The following is a 16,027-nucleotide window of genomic DNA, read 5'->3' on the forward strand; positions in this document are numbered from 1 at the left end:
CGCTCGATGCCCGCGGGCCCCGCTCGCCGACAACTCGCGCAGTTGCTCGAGTCAGTCGCCGATTTTCCGGATCCTCGAGTCGATCGCGAACAGTATCTGACGCCCGCCGAGCTGGCCGCACACGTCGTCCACCTCGCCGCCGTGCAGGGTGACCTGACGAACGCGACCGTGATCGACCTCGGCACGGGAACCGGGATGCTGGCACTGGCTGCCGAGCAGTACGCGCCCGCTCGAACGATCGGGCTCGACGTCGACGCAAACGCCCTCGAGCAAGCGCGAATAAACGAGCACACGATCCGAACGCTCGTGCTGGAAGCGACACCCAGCGACGGTTCGGAGGAGGTGTCCGAGCAGATTCGCCACACCGTGGATTGGCTCCGAGCCGACATCGACCACGTCCCGCTCGACCGGACGACCCTCCACTCGCCGGTGACCGTCCTCTCGAACCCGCCTTTTGGTGCGCAGCACCGCAATCGCCACGCGGATCGAGGCTTTCTCGAGGTTGCCTCCGAGTTGAGCGACGTCTCGTATACGATCCACAACGAGGGGAGCCAGAACTTTATCGAATCGTTCGCTTCCGATGACGGCGGCACCGTCACCCACGCCTTCGGGGCCACGTTCCCCGTCGATCATCGCTTCGACTTTCACGACCGCGAGCGGGCAACCCTCGAGGCGGAAGTGTTCCGGATCGAGTGGTCGGGCGAGTGAGACGGGTTAGTTATACGTCTCCTTCTGGGCGATCTGAACGGTCGTGTCGCCGGCCGTCACGAACAGCTCGCCGTCGACACGGACGAACTCGAGACCCTGCGTAGAGATCGACTCCCCCTCGGCGGGGAGTTCGACCGAATCCGGTTCCATTTCCCTCGTCTGGTTACCCCCGATCTCGAGCACGAAGGTGCCGTTCTCGGCGTTAATCGTGACCGTTTTCCCGTCGATTTGCGCCACGGCCCGCGATGACGGTGAGGTGTACGCGAGGTGGCGATCGTCGCCATTTTCGAGCCAGACCTGATAGACGGTGTCGTTGCCAACCGGCGTCCAGCCCTGCCGTTCGGCGGTGATCGGCTCTCGCCACCCCGGCCCGCCGACGTAGATGGTCGTCGAGCCGGAGAACGCCAACCGCTGGGTGGACACCGCTTCGATCCAGATGTTTCTATCGGCACTCGAGACGATCACGCCACTGGCCTCGAGGCCACCGGGATCGAAGCCGGGGGCGTCGATGGCCGAAACGATCGGATTCTGCGCATCTTCGGCGTAGGTAACGGTATAATCCTCGACTGAGAGTGCGACGTCGCCGTGACTACCGTCGTCGCCACCGAGGACGAACAGGTTGACTGGAATCGCCGGCCCCGAGATGGCGGCGAGAACGACGATGACGACGACGAACGCCGCATATCGTTGGGAGGTCGTCCGCAGAAGAGATGGCACACGAGTGGTCGGCTTTGCGACGAGCTCGTACACTCGATCGATTCGCGTGGCCGACCGGGGTGGCGTGTACTCTCGCCCGGCGCTCGCCCGGAGTCGATTCCCAAACGCCCGATCGAGCAGGCCGTCGTTTGCAACGGCTGGTGTCGTCGGGCGGGAAAACCGATGAGCGAGCCACGGTGGAATCAGCGCCTGATGCGATCCGCTCACGGCGACGGTGAGTATCACGGCGAGGGCGACGACAACGATGATGCCCGGTCCTTGAAAGAGGATGTACCTGTTTGCCCCGCCGAACCAGTAGATCGCCCACAGCGACTTCGAAAACGCATAGAGGAGGACGGCGAGCCAGAGGGTGAGTGGATCCGGGCGATACTCGCGTCGTCGGAAGACCACGATTGCGAGCACCAATCCGAGGATGAAGCCGAGGGCGTGACCCTGGATCGCGATAGTCGCCCAGGAGGGGGCCGATGGCGGTTGGGGCTGGGAGACGTAGACGCCGATTGGTACCTGCAACGCCCGGTAGATTGTCGATAGTGCACCCTGTATACCGATCGCCGCGATGAGGGTCACGATTGGATAGCGAACGATAGCGAACCCCGCGAACGCGAAGACAACGCCGGAGAACCCGATGACGGGGCCGAGTGCGAACAAACCGGTCAGGAGACCAATGGCGATGACCACACTGGGGAAGACGACGAACGCTCGGATCCAGGGGTTGTGAAACAGGATTCGTTTGGGCAGGCCGGCCAGGCCGCCAGACGTACCGCGTTCCCGATCTCTCGTGCCACCCGCGTAATGGCCCCACGCGTACTCCGCAATCGGGGCGATCACGACCGTTCCGATGAGGTTACCAGTCAGATGACTCGCGCTCGCGTGGGCGAACGGCGCGGTCACCATCCCGAGCGGGTAGAAAAACGACCAGGCACGAAACGGCTTGACAACGGGGTTGTCGAAGTCGGTGATGCCGTCCTGGACGAAGAGATAAATGGCGAGCACGAAACCGATGACGACGAGGGTTCCCCACGGGACGCCGTAGAGAAACCGCGACCGGAGCACGTCCCGCCAGCGACGGTCGTTTCGATCGAGGCGGCGAACGACGGCGAGCGAGCCGAGTATCGTCACGACGACGAGAACAGTCACCGCCTCCCCCAGCCAGTTCATATCGTTGAGGTACCCCGGAAGTAGTATAGGGGTTTCCCTCCGCCGTCGACGGTGTCTCCTACAGGGTCACCTGATGAACCGTTCGAACGGGCGGGCTTCGAAAGGTACAAGCGATAGACGGCCGGAGAGGAGGGTATGGAACTGCGAGTCACCGAGAGTAGCGAGAACGAACTCTCGATCGAGATCGTCGGCGAGGATCACACGTTCATGAACGTCCTCAAGGGGGCGCTGCTCGAGCACGACGACGTGAGCGCGGCGACGTACGACATGAACCCCGAACAGTCTGGTGGCCAGACCGACCCGATCCTGACCATCAAAACCGAAGGCGACGTCGAACCGCTCGACGCCCTCGAGGAGGGTGCTGCCGACATCCGATCGAAGGCGGCGGCGTTCCGCGATGCGTTCGAGGCGGCCCAGGCCTGAGTTCCGCGAGTAGCGATCTGTTCGGCTCGCGTTTTCGACGCTATCGTTCTCGTTCTCGTTCCCGTCCCGTTCCCGTTTTCGTGGCCGACTCTGTACTCACGAGCACGTTGCATACACGACGCTGAGTTCACCGTCTGGCCCGACGTGAACGTCGAGTCCCTCGCGCTCGGCCCCGGTTTCGACGGTCTCCGCGAACGGCGACTCGAGGAGCGCCGCCGTGATGTCCTCGGCGAGGGCCGTTTCCGAGTCGTATTCGGCCCCCTCGATGGAATCTTCGAGTGGGTGAATCGGCCCCCATTGAAGCGTTTCGCTACAGCCGGTGTCGAACTGCGATGGATCGGGCGGTGACGGCTCGCGATCGGTGTATCGTTCGAGCATCAGCCGCTGGTTCTGGGCCTCGGCGTAGGCGGCGAGGCCATCGCCGTAGATGCGTTCGGACTCGCCGATCGATTCACGATGGGCGTTCAATTGGTCGTGCACGGCCGCCTCCACCGCGGCGTGATCGAGTCCGTTGCTCGAGTCGGCCTCTCCCGGGACGTCCGTTCCGATGCCGGGGAGTATGGAGGCGGGAATGATACCGGTCGCGAAGAGCGCCACGATCAGGACGGCGATCGCAAGAATCGGCGCGTACGGTTTCATCACCTCGAACCAGCTCGGTACGTCAAGATCGGTCTCGAGGTCTGCGTAATCCGGTTCGGCGCGCTCGAGCGTGGGGTTGAGGCACCGAGAACAGGGCGGGTTGTTCTTGACGTGGTCGCGCCCACAGTTCGGACACACCCAGACGTACTGGGTGCCGGTTTCGACGGTTTCGGTGGCGGACTCGTCACTGACCGATTCGAACGAATCACGGCCACAGGTCGCACAGGAAGCCGGCGGCTCGTCACTCTCACGATCGTGCACCCGACCACACCACGTACACCGCCAGGTCACTGTCTAGATCGGTTGGCCGCGCGAAAATAAGCGTGTTGGAACGTGCTGTCTCGAGGGGGGTGGTGAGTCAGGAACGGTACGTCGAGAGCGGAGACTCAGAAGCGCAGAGTCGTGAGCGGAGAGTCAGAAGCGGAGACTGGGGCGAAGAGTCGAGAGTCGATAACCAGCGTCGACGCTCAGAACCGAACCGGAACGTCTCGCTCCTCGAGGTACCGCTTTACATCGTCGATCGAATACTCGCCGTAGTGGAAAATCGAGGCCGCGAGACCGGCGTCGGCGTCGGCCTCGGTAAACACCTCGTACATGTCCTCTGGGCCGCCACAGCCGGAGGAGGCGATTACCGGGGTGTCGACGGCTGTCGAGACAGCCCGCATTAGCGGCACGTCGTAGCCGTCTTTCGTCCCGTCGGCGTCGATCGAGTTGACGAACAGCTCGCCAGCCCCGCGGGATTCGGCCTCGATCGCCCACTCGACGACGTCGATCCCGGTTCCTTCGCGTCCGCCCTTTTTGGTACACTCGAACCAGCAGGACTCCCCGTCGATCTCGACGTAGTGCTTACCGCCCTCGTCGAAGCGCCGTCGGGCATCGACGCTGATGACGATACACTGGCTGCCGAAGGCGCGAGCCCCCTCGTTGATCAGTTCGGGTCGCTCGAGCGCACCGGTCGTGATCGAGACCTTGTCCGCGCCCGCTCGCAGGGTCTCTTTGATGTCTTCGACGGTTCGGATGCCGCCGCCGACGGTGAGCGGGATGAACACCTCGTCGGCGACGTCCTCGACCACGGATAGCATCGTCTCGCGCCCGTCCGCGGAGGCCGTGATGTCGAGAAAGACGAACTCGTCGGCTCCGGCCTCGTTGTACGCCCGCGCCATCTCGACGGGATCGCCGGTGTACTCGAGGTTCTCGAAGTTGACACCGGTGTAGACGGCCGGATTCCCGTCGTCGTCGACGTCGACGTCGATACACGGGATGATACGCTTGGTGAGCATCTACACAGATATTGGAACGAGGCCCGTTTGACAGTTTCGACCACGGCAGGTCGTCATCGGATGCAGGTATAGTGATTCCCGGAACTGTCGAGGCACTCGAGCGTAACCGTCACCGCTCGAGTGTCTCAGGACTTCCAAGTATCGCTATAGCAGTGTTTAAGTTCTCGAGTTCGAAACCAACGGGTATGGCAGACGAAACGGAACACCCACACGACGAGGATTCCGCGGCCACTGTTGGCCACGATCTCGAGGCCGAGCGCACGACCGCACCGATGAGTGACTTTGCCGTGCGCGACGCGGCGTTCGGTTTCGTCGTGATGGTCATCGGCGTAGCGCTCGCGTTCGGGATTCCACTGGCATTCTTCTAATTTCGGTTCTCGATTCCTATCCGACGATCGCTACTCTCGTAGCGAATCTCGATCGGGCAACGAGAGAATTGTTGGTGTGAATCGAGCACCGAGGACGAAAACGCTCGAACGCGGCAGCGATACTAGAAAACGTATTCGTCGTCGTGTCCCATCATTCCATCGTTCTCGAGGCCCGGTTCCTCCTCGTCCATCGGACCGCTCGTCTTGTACGCCTTGATCCCGGTGGAGAGCAGATCTTCGATCGCCTCCTCGCGGTTGACGAACTCGCCACGCTCTACCATCTGCGCGATCTGCATCTCGAGGTGTTCCGGTATCGTGATCTCTACTTTCGGCATCTGATTCGGCTTTCGGTGAGGGGGTATTTAAGATTGACGGGGGCAGGAATTGGGCAGACGGAATCCGACGGTGGTGCGGTTCGGGGCACGGCCACGAATGGGGGTGAGCCTTGAACTGGTCGGCTAGCATACTGGCATCATCGAGTTCGATAAGACAATGCGGAGTGCCTGATAAGTCCATTCCTGTTCAGAATGGACGGTACAACCGGCTGTACTCGTGAGCCGAATATCGATTGAGGTGCTCGATCCGGGTATCGACCCAGGTCGGCGTCGACTATTTGGGTCGTCGACCGGACTCGAGTCACCTCACTTCATCATCGACTCGAGGGTGTTTTTGATCGAGGAAGCAGGCTTCGTCAGCGTGTTGAGCTGGTTGCGCATCTTTCGCTGGTTGAAGTAGCTCGCAAAGGCGAGAATCGTCGGCGGCCATAGGCCGACGAACAGTCCTCGTTCGCGGTCGCCCCGAAGGAAAAAGTAATACCACGACAGGCCAACGGAGGCTGCCGATGCGAGGGCGGCCGGGCCCAGCGCCTGTGTTTCCATATCATCGCCCATCTCGCCACTCATCTCTCGCTCGGTGAGTCGTTGTTTGCTCGCCATGCGATTACAACCGTCGCCGAGGCTCGTCTTGGTTATAACGCACGTATTCGCAAGCATGCCTCCGTTGCAAATCCCTGGAAATCGTTTCGACCGGTTTCGACGTATCCCTCGGCTGGGGAATGGAGGATTTCCCGTGCGAAACAGTGGTGAGAGCGGTACGATTACGGTTGTCGCGGCCGAACCGATACGCATGAAAGACGTCACGGATCTCTATCAGGAGTTTGGCGAGGATCGACTGCCACCGGGCCAGCGCGAAACCTCGAAGTTCCCGGTGCTCTCGAAAAGCGGCACGCCGTCCTGGGATCCCGACACCTGGGAGTTTACCGTCACGGGTGCCGTCGACACGCCCCTTTCGTTCGACTGGGAGGAGTTTCGTGATCTACCCAGTGAGACCCAGCGCCAGGACTTCCACTGCGTCACGGGGTGGAGCAAGTTCGACTGTTCGTTCACCGGGGTTCCGTTTCCCGAACTCGCCGACCGGGCTGGCGTTTCCGACGACGCCGTCCACGTCCTGTTTTCGGCGCTCGACAACTACACGACGGATCTCCCCCTCGAGGCCTGCCTCCGCGATGAAGTTCTCTTCGCGTGGGCGTTCGACGGCGAGCCGCTGGCACGCGAACACGGCGGCCCATTGCGGGTCGTCACGCCACACAAGTACGCGTACAAGGGGGCGAAGTGGGTGACTGGCATCGAGTTTCTCACGGAGCCCGAACTTGGGTACTGGGAGCGTCGCGGCTACTCCGAGACGGCAAATCCGTGGCGGGAAGAGCGGTACAGCTAGTCGTTCACTTCGACTCGGCGTCTTCCCAGCACTGTCGGCCCCATGTTGCTACCGGAGTACCTCGAAACGCTGAAGGTACCGCCACACTGAAGTCCGGGCAATGGATCGACCGTCGGGACAACGCGGACGTGGCGCGAACGGACAGGCCGCGACGGAGTTGGCCAACCGACGGCTATACAGTCGCACCCGCCCCGTCGGCGACGTCTCGTTCGGGACGGTGCTCGAGCAAGCCGCCGGTACTCGCTTTCAGTGGGCGACGGCCGACGGTCTCGAGATCGTCGGTTGGGGTGAACTCGTCCGTTTTTCCGCCCGTGGCCCAACGCGATTCGACGACATCCGCACACAGGCGAGGGCGACGTTCGATGAACTCGACCACGCCGGCCCCGACGTCGCTCGTCCCAGGGCGTTCGGCGGCGTCGCGTTCCACGACGGTCACGAGCCGCGAGCCCCCTGGGAAGGGTTCGCAGCGGCGACGTTCGCGATCCCGTCGGTGATGCTCACCAGAACCGACGACGGCACCTGGCTCACCGCGACCGAGTCGACCGCGGAGGCGTCGACGACGCAACTCGAGCGCTGGCACGACGGGATCAGCAACGAACCGGCAATGCGCTCGAGCGGCACGCCACCGGGTATTCGTGAATCGCGCCGAACGACCACGAGGGCCGAGTGGATTGACGGTGTCGAAACCGCTATCGGCCGGATCGTGGCGGGCGATCTCGAGAAGGTCGTGCTCGCCCAAGCGCTCGAGGTCGACCTCGAAGAATCAGTCGACGTGTCCGCCACATTGGAGCGACTCAGACGCCGCTACCCGAACTGCTATCGATTTCTCTTCCAGGACGGCGAGAGCGGGACGTTCTTCGGTGCCCCGCCGGAGCGCCTCGTGATGAAAGCTGGCGATCACGTCAGGACAGAGGCGCTGGCTGGATCGGTTCCAAGGGGGGAGAGCCCCGAGCGCGACGACGAATTAGCCGAGCAACTGCTCGATAGTGAGAAGATCGGCCACGAACACGACCTCGTGACCGAGACGATTCGGGAGCAACTCCACCCGCTCTCGAGTACCGTCTCGGTCGACGACCCGCGAGTCAAACGACTCGCGACGATTCAACACCGCTGGACGCCCATCGAGGCGACGCTCGAGAACGGAACGCACGTCCTCGACCTGGTCGAGGCGCTCCATCCGACGCCCGCAGTCGGCGGAATCCCCCCGGACGTCGCCTGGGAGACGATTCGGTCGGTCGAGTCGTTCGACCGCGGTTGGTATGCCGCCCCGGTCGGCTGGTTCGACGCGGACGGTGACGGCGAATTCGCCGTCGGCATTCGGTCGGGAGTCGCTCGCGGGGATACGGTCACGCTGTTCGCCGGCAACGGCATCGTCGCCGACAGCGACCCCGACGATGAGTGGGAGGAAGTATTGTTGAAATACCGTCCGATCCTCGACGAACTCGAGGCGTGAGACGATGACGGTACCCAACCGCGCCACGCTCTGGGGTCGGACGCTGGTCGAGGAGCTTGTAGCGTCGGGACTCGAGGCGGTGTGTGTCGCACCCGGAAGCCGGTCGACGCCGCTGACGGTGGCGTTCGCCCAGCATCCAGATGTGGCGGTCTACTCTCACCTCGACGAGCGCTCGGCTTCGTTTTTCGCCCTCGGACGAGCCCGAAGAACCGGCGAAGTGACGGCACTCGTCTGCACCTCGGGAACGGCAGCCGCCAACTTCCATCCGGCCGTCATCGAGGCTGATCGAGCGCGCGTACCACTGCTCGTGTTGACGGCCGACCGCCCACCGGAGCTCCGTGACAGCGGCGCGAACCAGACGGTCGACCAACAGAAACTGTACGGAGACGCCGTTCGCTGGTACGCCGAGTTGCCCGTCCCGGAACCCGAGGGACGCGCCCTTCGCATGCTCCGAACGACGGCTGCGCGAGCGCTGGCGAACACGATCGGAACGCCCGCCGGCCCGGTGCACCTGAACTGTCCGTTCCGCAAGCCACTCGAGCCCACGCCGCTATCCGGTTCCGTTCCGGACGGGCTCGAAGAGACCCTCGCCGGGAGCGGCCGGGACGGCCCGTTCGTCAGAACGACGGCAGGGGAGACCGCGCTGCCGGCGGAGTCACGTGAAGCGCAGCGGATCGCTCGGGTGCTCGAGGACGCGAACCGACCGCTCGTCGTCGCCGGGCCGGCGGATCCGCCGGTTCGGCGGCTGGATCCGGGTGTACTAGTCGACCTCGCAACGGCTATCGGCGCGCCGATCTTCGCCGATCCACTCTCTGGGGTGCGATTTGGCTCCCATCTCGAGGATCTCGAGGAGGGGCTAGTCTGTGGCGGCTACGATAGCTACGTTGACGCCGTACCGGATCCCGACGTCGTGCTTCGGATCGGCGACTCGCCGACCTCGAAATCCCTCAGCCACGCGCTACGGGATGCCGATTGCCGACAGATCCTGATCGATCCTGCAGGCGAGTGGCGAGAGGCGACCTTCACCGCCACGGATCTCGTCGGAGCCGAGCCACAGGGAGTGCTCGAAGCGGTCGCTGCTGCCGTCGAATACGACAGGGCTCGAGGGACGACTGACGACGGCTGGCTCGAGCGGATTCGGGAAGCCGAGACCATTCACTGGCAGGGACGTGACGACGCACGAACAGGGGATTCGCTCGAGGCCGAGCCGTTCGAAGGCGCGATCCTCGCGTCGGTCTTCGAGGACGCGCCAGAGACGGCGACCGTGTTCGTCTCCAACAGCATGCCAGTACGCGACGCCGACCGGTTCGGTCGACCGCGGTCGGCGGATCTCACTGTCCTCGCGAACCGTGGCGCCAGCGGCATCGACGGCATCACGAGCACGGCGCTGGGGGCGGGCAGCGCGACCGACGAGCCGCTGGTACTCGTCACCGGCGACCTCGCGTTTTATCACGATTCGAACGGCTTGCTCGCCCTCGAACGCTGTGGCGTCGACGCGACCATCGTCTTGCTGGACAACGACGGCGGTGGCATCTTCCACCTGCTGCCGATCGAATCGTTCGACCCACCCTTCACCGGACAGTTCAAAACGCCACACGGCCTCGCGTTCGATCCGCTCGGTGAACTGTACGGCTTCGATATGATACACGTCGATCCGACGGCGTTCGCGGACGCCTACGCAGCCTCGCTCGAATCGCCAGGTACCCAGGTCGTCTCGGTGTCGTTCGACGCCGAAACGAGCCACCGTCGTCGGGAGCAACTCGAGGAGCAGGTGCGCGAGGCATGCTTGACGGACGAACGGTGAACGATTTGACGGACGAACGGTGACGGGCGCTGTACAACAGCCTCGAGTCACCTCTGTTCGATCCGTCAGGGGCGTAGCACCCACCAGACGGCAAGTGCGTAACCGAACGGGATCCAGAACGCTGCCAGCGCAAGGCCACCGAGGAGGGAACTTGGCTCGAGCGCTGGCTCGTACCAGAACGCGATCGATGCCACGACGCTCCAGGAACCGAACGTGGCCAGGGCGACCCGTGGAATCGTCAGCAGGTAGCCCACCAGCGCGAGCGTACAGATCATCACGACGAGGTTTACGGGTAGTGCGAACGCGGGTGTCAGACTCGAATACACCAGGATCGGATACAACAGGGCGATGCTGCCGACCGTCACCGCGGTTGGAGGATCGAGTCGCCGGTACTCCCTCGAGAGGTCGACCTCGCCGTCCCACTCGTGGACGCTGAATCGGATCGATTCGGCCGTGTGCTCGTTGGCCGCCGATGAATCCGCTTCACCGGCGGCCGGCTCGCTCGAGGATCGGGTTCGACGCTGGGTGTTACCGCCGGCACCGAACCAGGTGTGGGCTCGACTCCCGTCGAATTCCGCACCTCGCTGGCGTCGACGTCGATGGCGAGTGTGGTGACTCTCATCGGCGGATTCGGACGTACCGGGGGTCGGCCCAAACCCGCGCTGGGAGGCACTCGAGGTGTCCCCCGCTCGGTCGTCCGAGGTGGCTGTCCCGTTGCTGGATCTCGAGTTGGGTGCCCCGTTGCTCGAATTCGTGGCGGCAGAAGCCCGGCTCGAACCGGCTGATTCGTCGCCGTCACCGTCGCCTGTTCCGGTCGCTCGAGCATTTGACTCGGTCGATAGTGAGCCGAGCCGTCGGTAGGCTTCGTGACCGAGGCGGTCGTACCGGGCGCGTTCGACATCGTCGGTGAGCACGTCCCTCGCGGTCGTCACCCGACCGAACCGGTCAGCTGCGTCGGGGTCGTCGGTTCGATCCGGGTGGGTCTCGAGGACGCGCTCCCGGTAGGCGTCGGTGATCTCACTCGTCGACGCGTCGGGGTCGACGCCGAGGACGTCGTAGTACGACTCGCCCATCGGTGACGGGTTCTCGTGGATCGGATAAAAATTCACGCTCGAGTCGATTGCCGATTCGTCGTCACTTTTGCCGACTGCCGGTGTCGGGTTCGGTATGGATCTCGCGATCGTCGACACGCTGGCGCTGACGATGGCCGACGACCGGCTCGGCGTCCTCGAGGACGCCACGATCGGCATCGACGATAACGAACTCGTCTACGTCGGCCCCTCGAGCGGGTTCGACGGTGCACCGGATCGAACGATCGACGGCCGCGACCGCCTGACGATGCCGGGGCTGGTGAACGTCCACACGCATCTCGGGCTCACGCTCTGTCGCGGCGGCGCACAGGACGTGCCCGAAATCGAGTGGATGAACCGGGCGCTCGGCCCGCTGGTCGAGCACGCGACGGGCGAAGATCACGTCGTCGGGGCTCGACTCGGCGGCCTCGAGGCGCTCCGGTCGGGGGTGACGACGGTGGGCGAGTACGCCGCCGACGTCGAGCAACTGGTCGATCGGAGCCTCGAGCCGCTGGGGTTGCACGTGGTTGCGACCGAGATGATAAATGCGGTCGCGGAGTCGTCGGCTGATCTTGGCCCTGACGACGCCTACCCCCTCGACGAAGAGGTGGGTGAAGCGGCGCTCGAGCGTAACGAGTCGCTGTTCGAGACCTACGCGGATCACGACCGGGTCTCCTGTCTGTACGGCCCGCAGGCCCTCGACATGGTACCACCGTCGATCCTGGAGACGATTCGTGAGCGCGGCGAGACGCACGATCGAGGGATCCACATGCACGTCGCCCAGGGCGACCGTGAACGCCGACAGATCGAGGCCAGGTACGGTGCTGGAGCCACCACGGTTGGCGTGCTCGAGGAACTGGGTCTCGTCTCCGATCGATTACTCGCGGCCCACCTTCACGGGGCGACGCCAGACGAACGGGAGCACCTGGCGGACGCGGGCGTTCGGATGGCCGCCAACCCGAGTTCGATCGCCGCGATCGACGGCGTCACGCCGCCACTGTGTGCATACCGCGAGTCCGGCGGTGTCGCCGGAATCGGCACGGATCAGGCACCGGGAACCGGCGGTCACGACCTCCTCCGCGAACTCCGAACGGCGAGCCTGCTCTCGAAGACCGATCGCAGCGATCCGACGGCGTTCCCCGCCTGGTCGGCCCTGCGCGTCGGAACGATCGAGGGGGCTCGAGCGCTCGGCATCGACGACCGCGTCGGGTCGCTTGAGGTGGGTAAACGCGCAGACATCGTCTGTTACGACCTCGAACACCCGGCCGTCGCGCCGACGGTCTCGCGGCCGTTGCACACGGCCGTCCCCAACCTCGTCTACGGAGCGAGCGGCGGCCTCGCCGACACCGTGATCGTCGACGGCGATATCGTCCTCGAGGACGGGTCGGTGACGACAGTGGATGAGGCGTCGGTGCTCGAGGAGGCGTCGGCGCGGGCGACCGACCTCTTCGATCGGGCGGCGGCTGACTGGGAGGCCGCCGATTCGGAACTGGTGAATCGCGTGGAAGACGGTTGGCTGTAGCCTGTGAGTTTGGTGGTTTGACGACGGTTGATAGGAATGTGCAGATTACACGTTGATTGAGCTCCAATCGATTCGAACACCACGAAAGCCCCTGACGTTCTCGGCCCCGAAGTGCCGGCTACTCGAAGGGTATCCGCCCTCTCGTGACTGAGCGGACGAAGCTCCGCGAGGATGTCGTCTTGCCGCAGAGAGCGTCAGCCCCTCTCGTTCCCACCCGTATCGGCTGGCCCAGTAGCCACCGTGGGTGGGAATGAAAGGGGCTGGCACGGTCGATCCCTCCCGGGCGACGCAAGCACGCGAGCGAAGCGAGCGCGCACAGCGAGCCCCGGAGGGTCGAGCGGGTCAGGGGCTTTCGTGGTGGTTCACCGTGTTCCGATCACTCGCGGTGGTATCTGAACACGGCTCGGTTGGTGGTGGATCGGACGGAACCGAACGAGAACCTATTCCTATTTCAGGGACTCGCACCCAATGGCGAGACATGATTTCGGAAACGTTCGACCCGGATCGCTGGGAACCGGTCGAGGGGTTCGACTTCCGCGATATCACGTACCATCGATCGACCGAATCGGGAACGGTTCGAATCGCGTTCGACCGCCCGGAGGTACGAAACGCGTTTCGGCCCGGAACGGTCGACGAACTGTACGACGCGCTCGACCACGCCAAGCGACAGACTGACGTCGGCTGTGTGCTCCTGACCGGGAACGGCCCCTCGCCCAAAGACGGCGGCTGGGCGTTCTGTTCCGGGGGCGACCAGTCGATCAGGGGCGATGCCGGCTACGAGTACGAGGGCGACGAAGCCCGCGCCTCCGAACAGGGTCGGCTCCACATCCTCGAAGTGCAGCGCTTGATTCGCCACATTCCGAAGGTCGTCGTCTGCGTCGTCCCTGGGTGGGCCGTCGGCGGCGGCCACTCGCTGCACGTCGTCTGCGATCTCACACTCGCCAGCGAGGAGCACGCGAAGTTCCTCCAGACCGACCCCGACGTCGGCAGCTACGACGCGGGGTTCGGCTCGGCGTACCTCGCCCGCCAGATCGGGCAGAAGAAGGCTCGCGAGGTGTTCTTCCTCGGGAAGACCTACTCCGCCGCGGAAGCCGAGGAGATGGGCATGGTCAACGAGGCCGTTCCCCACGACGAACTCGAGGATCGAGCGCTCGAGTGGGGCGAACGGATCAACGCGAAGAGTCCGAACGCGATGCGGATGCTCAAGTACGCGTTCAACATGGCCGACGACGGGTTCGTCGGCCAGCAGGTGTTCGCCGGCGAAGCGACTCGCCTCGGCTACATGACCGACGAGGCCAAGGAAGGTCGAGACGCGTTCAACGAGGGACGAGAACCGGACTTTTCGGACTACCCCTGGCACTACTGACCGGGATCGAATTTGGGCACGAACGTACGGGTCGGATTTCTCACAGGTGGGCACTCCCGGTTGCAATACGTTTGGCACGCATCGACATGTAATCGATACGCAGTTCCCAGTCTGACTCCGTCCCGGACTCTCGCTGGTGGCGGTAGATATCCTCCCATACGGCCGCGAGCATGAACGCCGAAAGCGTTCGGTAGAACCGCTCGTTCTCGAAGGAGAGATCAGTTTGCTCCTCGTAGCGGGAAACGAGTTCCCGGCGGTCGGGACTGCCTGGCCTGTTAGTAAACGGAGCGAGACCGGGGGCAGTGTCCCCCGTTAGCTTCGTTCTCACGTCCTCGTTCGGATACCGTTCCTCGATGCCGTCGAGTGGCGGCGTCGGGTCGTCAGCATCCCGCCACCGAAGCAGGAGGTAGCCGAGTTCGGTCAGCGGATCGCCGAGGAACGCCGTCTCCCAATCGAGGACGCCCGCAATGGCGGGTCGATTCGTGCCCGCGAAGAGGATGTTTCCAGGCCTGAAGTCGCCATGACAGAGGGTGGTCTCCGACTCCGTCGGGACGTTTCGCCGGAGCCAATCCGCTACGTCCCAGATACCGGGCGGTTCGTGGCCAGTCGCCTGCGTCGCCTGGACCAGTCGCGCAGTGGCCTCGTCGACCTGATCTTGCGGTGTTCGTCGCTCGCACACGTGGGTGAACGGCCCAGTGTCCACCGAGTGGAGGGCAGCCAGCGTATCGATCAGCAGCGTCCCGATACGCCGTCGTGCGTCCGGATTCCGGAACCGTTCGGGCAGGTCGGAGCCGAGCGGCACCACCTCGCCCCCGAGGTACGTCGTAAGCAGAAACGGATCGCCGATAACCGAACGGTTCTCACAAATCAGTATCGGCTCAGGTGCGGACAGTGCCGTGTCCCGAAGCCGGTGTAACACGTCGTACTCCCGCTCGAGGCTGATGAACGACTCGGTGTCGCGAAACTTGTTCGGCCGTCGTAGAACGTAGGCGTCCTCCTCCATCGCCGTCGAGATGGCGAGGGAGAGGTTGAGGCCGTCGTGGAGCACTTCGACGCCGACTACGTCCTCGTCCAGTTCTTCCGATAGATACGAGGAGAGTGCGGGCAGATCGACGGCTTCGTCGGTCATATTGTGCCCAACACAGAAGCGGCATAAAAAAGATACTCACGACACAACAAAGACGATATCTGACGCCATCGACATTCTCGTGAACAACGCCGGAATATCTCACAGCGGATCGGTCGAAGAAGCGGATCTGGTTGCGTTGCGACGAACGATCCGCGTCAAACTGGAGGGGGTGGTGAACGTGACTCACGCCGCATTGCCGGCCATACTCGAATCCGGCTGCGGCGACATCATCACCGTCTCCTCGTTGAGCGCTCGCTTCGAAAAGAGATGTCGGACGAACAGGTTCGGGTGACTATCGTAATGCCGGGGCCGGTTTCGACCGAACTGAACGACTGGGAACACTGGGACGGCCGGGCGATGGACGCCGCCGATGTCGCAAAAACGGTCGTCTTTGCTCTCTCCCGACCTCCTCACGTCGAACTGACCGATATTAGTGTCAACACGACGGACAAGCTTTAGGCAGGTAGGTACAGAAACTCGTCGAGTAGTGGTGGTTGCTGTGTGGCATCGTGCTGATTCTTCTTTCGATGCACTAGTTCAGTCCTCTCAGCCACAGCGGGGTGCAACGACACTGAAACGGGGTTAGTGGGAATTCGAGATACGTGAGGGCTCGAGAGTGCGTAGAAGCACCACGAGGACGATGAGTGCGCTCCTGTACCACACATCGGAGGAGT

At 63.5% G+C, this 16,027-nt stretch carries 17 protein-coding genes; 10 read left to right on the forward strand and 7 right to left on the reverse strand.

The genetic code is table 11. From position 1 onward, the window contains the following. The first annotated feature begins 6 nt into the window (after positions 1 to 6). Positions 7 to 708 (forward strand): METTL5 family protein, encoded by a 702-nt coding sequence (locus NGM68_RS07645; protein WP_252701055.1) that lies wholly within the window; start codon positions 7 to 9, stop codon positions 706 to 708. Positions 709 to 714: 6 nt separating this feature from the next. Here the strand turns inward: NGM68_RS07645 and NGM68_RS07650 are convergent, their stop codons facing one another. Further along, on the reverse strand, positions 715 to 2,583 hold the full coding sequence (locus tag NGM68_RS07650; protein WP_252701056.1) for a rhomboid family intramembrane serine protease: 1,869 nt from the start codon (positions 2,581 to 2,583) through the stop codon (positions 715 to 717). A gap of 135 nt (positions 2,584 to 2,718) precedes the next feature. Here NGM68_RS07650 and NGM68_RS07655 point away from each other — a divergent pair, with 135 nt between their 5' ends. Continuing rightward, positions 2,719 to 3,006 carry a DNA-directed RNA polymerase subunit L gene (locus NGM68_RS07655; RefSeq protein ID WP_252701057.1) on the forward strand — a complete coding sequence of 96 codons (288 nt, stop codon included), beginning with the start codon at positions 2,719 to 2,721 and terminating at the stop codon, positions 3,004 to 3,006. A 96-nt stretch (positions 3,007 to 3,102) separates the two neighbouring features. Here the strand turns inward: NGM68_RS07655 and NGM68_RS07660 are convergent, their stop codons facing one another. Then, positions 3,103 to 3,906 carry a hypothetical protein gene (locus tag NGM68_RS07660; RefSeq protein ID WP_311136065.1) on the reverse strand — a complete coding sequence of 268 codons (804 nt, stop codon included), beginning with the start codon at positions 3,904 to 3,906 and terminating at the stop codon, positions 3,103 to 3,105. A gap of 206 nt (positions 3,907 to 4,112) precedes the next feature. Continuing rightward, positions 4,113 to 4,925 carry an imidazole glycerol phosphate synthase subunit HisF gene (hisF, locus tag NGM68_RS07665; protein ID WP_252701059.1) on the reverse strand — a complete coding sequence of 271 codons (813 nt, stop codon included), beginning with the start codon at positions 4,923 to 4,925 and terminating at the stop codon, positions 4,113 to 4,115. Between the two features lie 185 nt (positions 4,926 to 5,110). Here hisF and NGM68_RS07670 point away from each other — a divergent pair, with 185 nt between their 5' ends. Continuing rightward, the gene (locus NGM68_RS07670) at positions 5,111 to 5,293 is read left to right on the forward strand and encodes a DUF7550 family protein (protein ID WP_252701060.1); all 183 of its coding nucleotides are present in this window, start codon (positions 5,111 to 5,113) and stop codon (positions 5,291 to 5,293) included. 122 nt (positions 5,294 to 5,415) lie between these two features. Here NGM68_RS07670 and NGM68_RS07675 read toward each other — a convergent pair whose 3' ends face one another. After that, positions 5,416 to 5,628, reverse strand: coding sequence for a ribbon-helix-helix domain-containing protein (locus NGM68_RS07675; RefSeq protein WP_252701061.1), 213 nt, complete (start codon positions 5,626 to 5,628; stop codon positions 5,416 to 5,418). Positions 5,629 to 5,934: 306 nt separating this feature from the next. Further along, entirely contained in the window at positions 5,935 to 6,228 is a 294-nt protein-coding gene (locus NGM68_RS07680; RefSeq protein WP_252701062.1) for a hypothetical protein, read from the reverse strand. Positions 6,229 to 6,418: 190 nt separating this feature from the next. Between NGM68_RS07680 and NGM68_RS07685 the strand changes: the two genes are divergently transcribed. From NGM68_RS07685 to menD, 3 genes are all read left to right on the forward strand, one after another. Then, positions 6,419 to 7,009, forward strand: coding sequence for a sulfite oxidase-like oxidoreductase (locus NGM68_RS07685; protein WP_252701063.1), 591 nt, complete (start codon positions 6,419 to 6,421; stop codon positions 7,007 to 7,009). 100 nt (positions 7,010 to 7,109) lie between these two features. After that, on the forward strand, positions 7,110 to 8,462 hold the full coding sequence (locus NGM68_RS07690; RefSeq protein ID WP_252701064.1) for an isochorismate synthase: 1,353 nt from the start codon (positions 7,110 to 7,112) through the stop codon (positions 8,460 to 8,462). Positions 8,463 to 8,466: 4 nt separating this feature from the next. Continuing rightward, positions 8,467 to 10,266: a 2-succinyl-5-enolpyruvyl-6-hydroxy-3-cyclohexene-1-carboxylic-acid synthase gene (gene menD / locus NGM68_RS07695; protein ID WP_252701065.1), complete on the forward strand. Its 1,800-nt coding sequence runs from the start codon at positions 8,467 to 8,469 to the stop codon at positions 10,264 to 10,266. A 65-nt stretch (positions 10,267 to 10,331) separates the two neighbouring features. Here menD and NGM68_RS07700 read toward each other — a convergent pair whose 3' ends face one another. Then, a complete protein-coding gene (locus NGM68_RS07700; protein ID WP_252701066.1) occupies positions 10,332 to 11,339 on the reverse strand; it encodes a DnaJ domain-containing protein in 1,008 nt (335 codons plus the stop codon). Positions 11,340 to 11,433: 94 nt separating this feature from the next. Here NGM68_RS07700 and NGM68_RS07705 point away from each other — a divergent pair, with 94 nt between their 5' ends. Continuing rightward, entirely contained in the window at positions 11,434 to 12,858 is a 1,425-nt protein-coding gene (locus NGM68_RS07705) for an amidohydrolase family protein (RefSeq protein ID WP_252701067.1), read from the forward strand. Positions 12,859 to 13,336: 478 nt separating this feature from the next. Then, a complete protein-coding gene (locus NGM68_RS07710; RefSeq protein ID WP_252701068.1) occupies positions 13,337 to 14,224 on the forward strand; it encodes a 1,4-dihydroxy-2-naphthoyl-CoA synthase in 888 nt (295 codons plus the stop codon). A gap of 40 nt (positions 14,225 to 14,264) precedes the next feature. On the opposite strand, the gene NGM68_RS07715 is transcribed toward NGM68_RS07710, so the two are convergent. Continuing rightward, on the reverse strand, positions 14,265 to 15,353 hold the full coding sequence (locus tag NGM68_RS07715; protein WP_252701069.1) for a phosphotransferase family protein: 1,089 nt from the start codon (positions 15,351 to 15,353) through the stop codon (positions 14,265 to 14,267). Here NGM68_RS07715 and NGM68_RS18330 point away from each other — a divergent pair. Further along, entirely contained in the window at positions 15,238 to 15,645 is a 408-nt protein-coding gene (locus NGM68_RS18330) for an SDR family oxidoreductase (protein WP_425493603.1), read from the forward strand. The genes NGM68_RS07715 and NGM68_RS18330 overlap by 116 nt on opposite strands. Beyond that, the gene (locus NGM68_RS07720; RefSeq protein WP_252701070.1) at positions 15,621 to 15,812 is read left to right on the forward strand and encodes an SDR family oxidoreductase; all 192 of its coding nucleotides are present in this window, start codon (positions 15,621 to 15,623) and stop codon (positions 15,810 to 15,812) included. Before NGM68_RS18330 ends, NGM68_RS07720 begins: the two co-directional genes overlap by 25 nt. Positions 15,813 to 16,027 lie beyond the last annotated feature (215 nt).

This window comes from Natronosalvus vescus (assembly GCF_023973145.1).
In the GTDB taxonomy this organism is placed as follows: domain Archaea; phylum Halobacteriota; class Halobacteria; order Halobacteriales; family Natrialbaceae; genus Natronosalvus; species Natronosalvus vescus.

Coding starts and splice junctions, on each gene's coding strand:
- hisF (WP_252701059.1), bottom strand. CDS start 4,925: ATGCTCACCAAGCGTATCATCCCGTGTATCGACGTCGACGTCGACGAC.
- NGM68_RS07710 (WP_252701068.1), top strand. CDS start 13,337: ATGATTTCGGAAACGTTCGACCCGGATCGCTGGGAACCGGTCGAGGGG.
- NGM68_RS07685 (WP_252701063.1), top strand. CDS start 6,419: ATGAAAGACGTCACGGATCTCTATCAGGAGTTTGGCGAGGATCGACTG.
- NGM68_RS07670 (WP_252701060.1), top strand. CDS start 5,111: ATGGCAGACGAAACGGAACACCCACACGACGAGGATTCCGCGGCCACT.
- NGM68_RS07650 (WP_252701056.1), bottom strand. CDS start 2,583: ATGAACTGGCTGGGGGAGGCGGTGACTGTTCTCGTCGTCGTGACGATA.
- NGM68_RS07645 (WP_252701055.1), top strand. CDS start 7: ATGCCCGCGGGCCCCGCTCGCCGACAACTCGCGCAGTTGCTCGAGTCA.
- NGM68_RS07680 (WP_252701062.1), bottom strand. CDS start 6,228: ATGGCGAGCAAACAACGACTCACCGAGCGAGAGATGAGTGGCGAGATG.
- NGM68_RS07655 (WP_252701057.1), top strand. CDS start 2,719: ATGGAACTGCGAGTCACCGAGAGTAGCGAGAACGAACTCTCGATCGAG.
- NGM68_RS07690 (WP_252701064.1), top strand. CDS start 7,110: ATGGATCGACCGTCGGGACAACGCGGACGTGGCGCGAACGGACAGGCC.
- NGM68_RS07675 (WP_252701061.1), bottom strand. CDS start 5,628: ATGCCGAAAGTAGAGATCACGATACCGGAACACCTCGAGATGCAGATC.
- NGM68_RS07720 (WP_252701070.1), top strand. CDS start 15,621: ATGTCGGACGAACAGGTTCGGGTGACTATCGTAATGCCGGGGCCGGTT.
- NGM68_RS07700 (WP_252701066.1), bottom strand. CDS start 11,339: ATGGGCGAGTCGTACTACGACGTCCTCGGCGTCGACCCCGACGCGTCG.
- NGM68_RS18330 (WP_425493603.1), top strand. CDS start 15,238: ATGGCGAGGGAGAGGTTGAGGCCGTCGTGGAGCACTTCGACGCCGACT.
- menD (WP_252701065.1), top strand. CDS start 8,467: ATGACGGTACCCAACCGCGCCACGCTCTGGGGTCGGACGCTGGTCGAG.
- NGM68_RS07705 (WP_252701067.1), top strand. CDS start 11,434: ATGGATCTCGCGATCGTCGACACGCTGGCGCTGACGATGGCCGACGAC.
- NGM68_RS07715 (WP_252701069.1), bottom strand. CDS start 15,353: ATGACCGACGAAGCCGTCGATCTGCCCGCACTCTCCTCGTATCTATCG.